At 74.6% G+C, this 3,298-nt stretch carries 5 protein-coding genes; 3 read left to right on the forward strand and 2 right to left on the reverse strand.

Features of this window, described 5'->3' with window-relative positions; all coding sequences use genetic code 11:
* The coding region (locus ABZ641_RS30340) for an FtsK/SpoIIIE domain-containing protein (RefSeq protein WP_359986924.1) at positions 1–1,477 on the reverse strand (1,477 nt) is incomplete at its 3' end.
* Between the two features lie 124 nt (positions 1,478–1,601).
* Positions 1,602–1,796, reverse strand: coding sequence for a hypothetical protein (locus ABZ641_RS30345; protein WP_095871811.1), 195 nt, complete (start codon positions 1,794–1,796; stop codon positions 1,602–1,604).
* A gap of 308 nt (positions 1,797–2,104) precedes the next feature.
* Between ABZ641_RS30345 and ABZ641_RS30350 the strand changes: the two genes are divergently transcribed.
* From ABZ641_RS30350 to ABZ641_RS30360, 3 genes are all read left to right on the forward strand, one after another.
* A complete protein-coding gene (locus tag ABZ641_RS30350) occupies positions 2,105–2,509 on the forward strand; it encodes an ankyrin repeat domain-containing protein (RefSeq protein ID WP_344626538.1) in 405 nt (134 codons plus the stop codon).
* Positions 2,510–2,533: 24 nt separating this feature from the next.
* Positions 2,534–3,037 carry a GNAT family N-acetyltransferase gene (locus ABZ641_RS30355; protein ID WP_344626537.1) on the forward strand — a complete coding sequence of 168 codons (504 nt, stop codon included), beginning with the start codon at positions 2,534–2,536 and terminating at the stop codon, positions 3,035–3,037.
* Positions 3,038–3,122: 85 nt separating this feature from the next.
* Positions 3,123–3,298: nucleotidyltransferase domain-containing protein (locus tag ABZ641_RS30360; protein ID WP_359986928.1), on the forward strand; the 176-nt coding region annotated here is incomplete at its 3' end.

Raw genomic sequence — 3,298 nt, forward strand, 5'->3', positions numbered from 1 at the left:
GGGTGTCCCGGTGCGGCAGCAGGGCGATCACCGCGTCCCGCAGCTGGGCGGGCGCGTCCTCGTCCAGCGGGTCCACCGTGGCCGGCACCTGCAGCCGGACGGGGGCGGCGGCGCCGACCCGGGCGTAGCCGCGGCCGGCCGGGGTGTGCGCGGCGGGGGTGATGTCCAGTGCGGCGCCGAGCGCGAGTCGGCCGAGGTCCGGGGTGACCGGGCCGAGCACCACCTTGGTGCGGGTGGCGGCGCGGACGGTGGGCCGCAGCCGGGACGCCGCCTCGACGTCCTCGGCGATCACCACGGTGACCCGGGCGGCCCGGCCGTGCCGCAGCGGGACCTCCAGCAGGTCCTGCGGGTCGGGGCGCTCCTCGGCCTGGGCCAGCTCGCTGAGCTCCGTCGGATGGTCGAGCAGCAGCCACAGCGGCCGGGTGGCCTCCTCGGGGGCGGCGACCCCGTGGTGCCGGGCCGCGTTCAGCAGGCCGAGCCGCCGCTCGGTCTCCTTGGCGGCCCACTCCAGGGCGGCGACCGCGCCGTGCAGGCTGGTCTCCACCGTGTGCACGCCGGGCCGGTTGACCAGGCAGGCGTGCTCGCCGGTGCCGGCGCCGTCGATGACCACCAGGTCGCCGTGCGGCAGCGCCTGCAACGCGATCGAGCGCAGCAGGGTGGAGGTGCCGGAGCCGCTGGAGCCGAGCGCCAGCAGGTGCGGCTCGGCGCTGCGCGGGCCGACCCGCCACACCACGGGCGGCTGCTGGGCGACGGTGCCCCCCTGGGTGACCGGGATGGTGCGGCTGGTGCCGAGGGCGTCGGTGAAGCCGAGCACGATCTCGCCCGGCGCGGTGACGAAGCGCTGCGCGGCGATGTCGGTGGCCAGCGGGGCGAGCGCGGTGACCCGCAGCCGGTTGGACTCCTCGTCCCAGTCGAAGCGGTACTCCCGGGCCCGGCCCGCCTTGCCCTGGACCACCTGCTCGATCCGGGCGCGGGCGGCCGGCTCGGTGTCGGTGAAGTACGCGGGGTAGGCGATCTCCAGCGCGCAGAGCCGGCCGTCGCCGTCGAACTCCCACCCGCCGAACGCGTTCTTGTAGTGGCCGTCGAGGGTGTAGAGCGGGCTCATGTCGTCCGGCCCGGCGAGGTACGGGGTGAGGGCGGCGTACAGCGCGGCGAGCTTCAGGTCGGCGGCGTCGGGCTCCGGGGCGGGCGCGGCCTTGGGGCGGCGGCCGGCCCAGGCGGCGCTGGCCATCAGGGCGACCAGGGCGAACAGCAGTCCGTGCGGCAGCAGGAAGACGCCGAGCGCGAGGGCGGCGGTCAGGAACAGCGTGGGACCGCGCCGCTCCTTGGGGGTCGCGGCCCAGCGGCCCTTCGTCCAGTCGAGGTGGTGGCGCAGCCCGCGGCCGATGAGCGTGAGCGGCGCGAACATGTCGGCGGCGTGGTCGCCTGCGGTGCGGGCGAGGTCGCGACCGCGGTGGAGATGGCGGGTGAGGGACATGGCGGGCTCCCCGAGCGGTGGGACAGGGGTGGGGCGGGGCGGTGGGACGGCGATGGAACGGGGTGGGACGGGTGATGGCCCGGGGCGGTGGGGTCCGCTCCCGGGCCGCGGTCGTGCCGTGGGATCAGAACTTGATGCCGCCGATGAGGCTGGCCAGTGTCGCGCCGCCCGCGGTGATGCTGGGGGCGATCGAGGAGCCCGCGACGTAGAAGCCGAACAGTGCGCACACCAGGGCGTGCGAGACCTTGAGTCCGTCCCGGCGGAAGAAGAGGAAGGCGATGGTGCCGAAGAGGACGATGCCGGAAATGGAGAGGATCACGTGGTCAGCTCCTCGTGAGGGGGCGGGGACAAGTGTTACTGAAAGTGTTCTAATCGTGACAAAAAGTAATAGATGATGGAACGTGGCAAACGGGTGGATCTGCTCGCGTCCGATGCATCGGGGGTATGCGCACCGAGCCCCGGCCGTGCGCTTCAAGGCGTCCCCCTGCGGAGTGATCGCCCTCGGCTGAACCGGGAAGTTCGCTCGAACGGATGCGTGACCCCGCGGCCGGGGCCCTTCCGCTACGGTGCGTACCGGAATCCGCGCACCCGAGGTTGCGCCCGGCAGCACCCCCAGGAAGGCCCGCCATGACCGACGAGACCCCGCAGACGCCCGACCCCGAGGTCGTCGAACTGGCCGGCCGGCTGTTCGACGCCGCCCGGTCTGGCGACGCCGAACTGCTCGCCGCCTACCTGGCGGCCGGCGCCCCCGCCGACCTCTCCAACGAGCGCGGCGACAGCCTGCTGATGCTCGCCGCCTACCACGGGCACGCCGCCGCGGTGGCCGCCCTGCTGAAGCACGGAGCCGACGCCGACCGGGCCAACGACCGCGGCCAGACCCCGCTCGCCGGCGCCGTCTTCAAGGGCCACGACGAGGTGGTCACCGCCCTCCTCGACGGCGGCGCCGACCCGACCGCCGGCACCCCGTCCGCCCTGGACACCGCCCGGATGTTCGGCAAGGACGAGCTGGTCGCCCGGTTCGAGGGCCGCTGACCGGCCCCTTTAGGCTTGGTGACCATGTCGAACACCCCGAAGACCTCGGACCTGGAGCTGCGGACCACCGGCTACGGCCACCCCGACGCGGCCAAGCTCGCCGCGGAGGTGCAGCAGGAGTACGTCCGCCGGTACGGGGACATCGACCAGACGTCGATGCACGAGGACCACTTCGACCCGCCGGGCGGCCTGTTCGTGGTCGGCTACCTCGACGGCGAGCCGGTCGCCTGCGGCGGCTGGCGCGCCAAGGAGGCCGACGCCGACGGGCTGCGCGCCGGCGACGCCGAGCTCAAGCGGATGTACGTGGTGGAGCGGGCGCGCGGGCGGGGCCTCGCCCGCGCCCTGCTGCGCCACCTGGAGTCCACCGCGCGCGGGGCCGGGCGGACCAGGCTCGTCCTGGAGACCGGCACCGAGCAGCCCGAGGCGATCGCGCTCTACGCCTCGGAGGGCTACCTGCCGATCACCAAGTTCGGCTTCTACAAGCACTCCGAGCAGAGCGTCTGCATGGGAAAGCCGCTCGACGGCTGACGCCCCGACGGTGGACCATCGGCGGGTGGGCGCAACCGACGACCTGCCGACCGACGACCTTCCGACCGGCGACCTTCCGACCGGGGTGCCGATCCACCGGCTCGCGGCCGCACTCGCGGCCGTGGACGGCGTCGTGGGCGTCTGCCTCGGCGGCAGCCGGGCCCGCGGCACCCACCGCCCCGACTCCGACACCGACCTCGGCCTCTACTACCGCGGCCCGCTGGACACCGGCGCCCTACGGGAGCTGGCCGCCCGGGCGGC

The sequence above is a fragment of the Kitasatospora sp. NPDC007106 genome (assembly GCF_040634455.1).
GTDB lineage: Bacteria > Actinomycetota > Actinomycetes > Streptomycetales > Streptomycetaceae > Kitasatospora > Kitasatospora arboriphila.

Bases quoted from the DNA above. Each gene is read 5' to 3' on its own strand.
- ABZ641_RS30355 (WP_344626537.1), top strand. From the start codon at position 2,534: ATGTCGAACACCCCGAAGACCTCGGACCTGGAGCTGCGGACCACCGGC.
- ABZ641_RS30350 (WP_344626538.1), top strand. From the start codon at position 2,105: ATGACCGACGAGACCCCGCAGACGCCCGACCCCGAGGTCGTCGAACTG.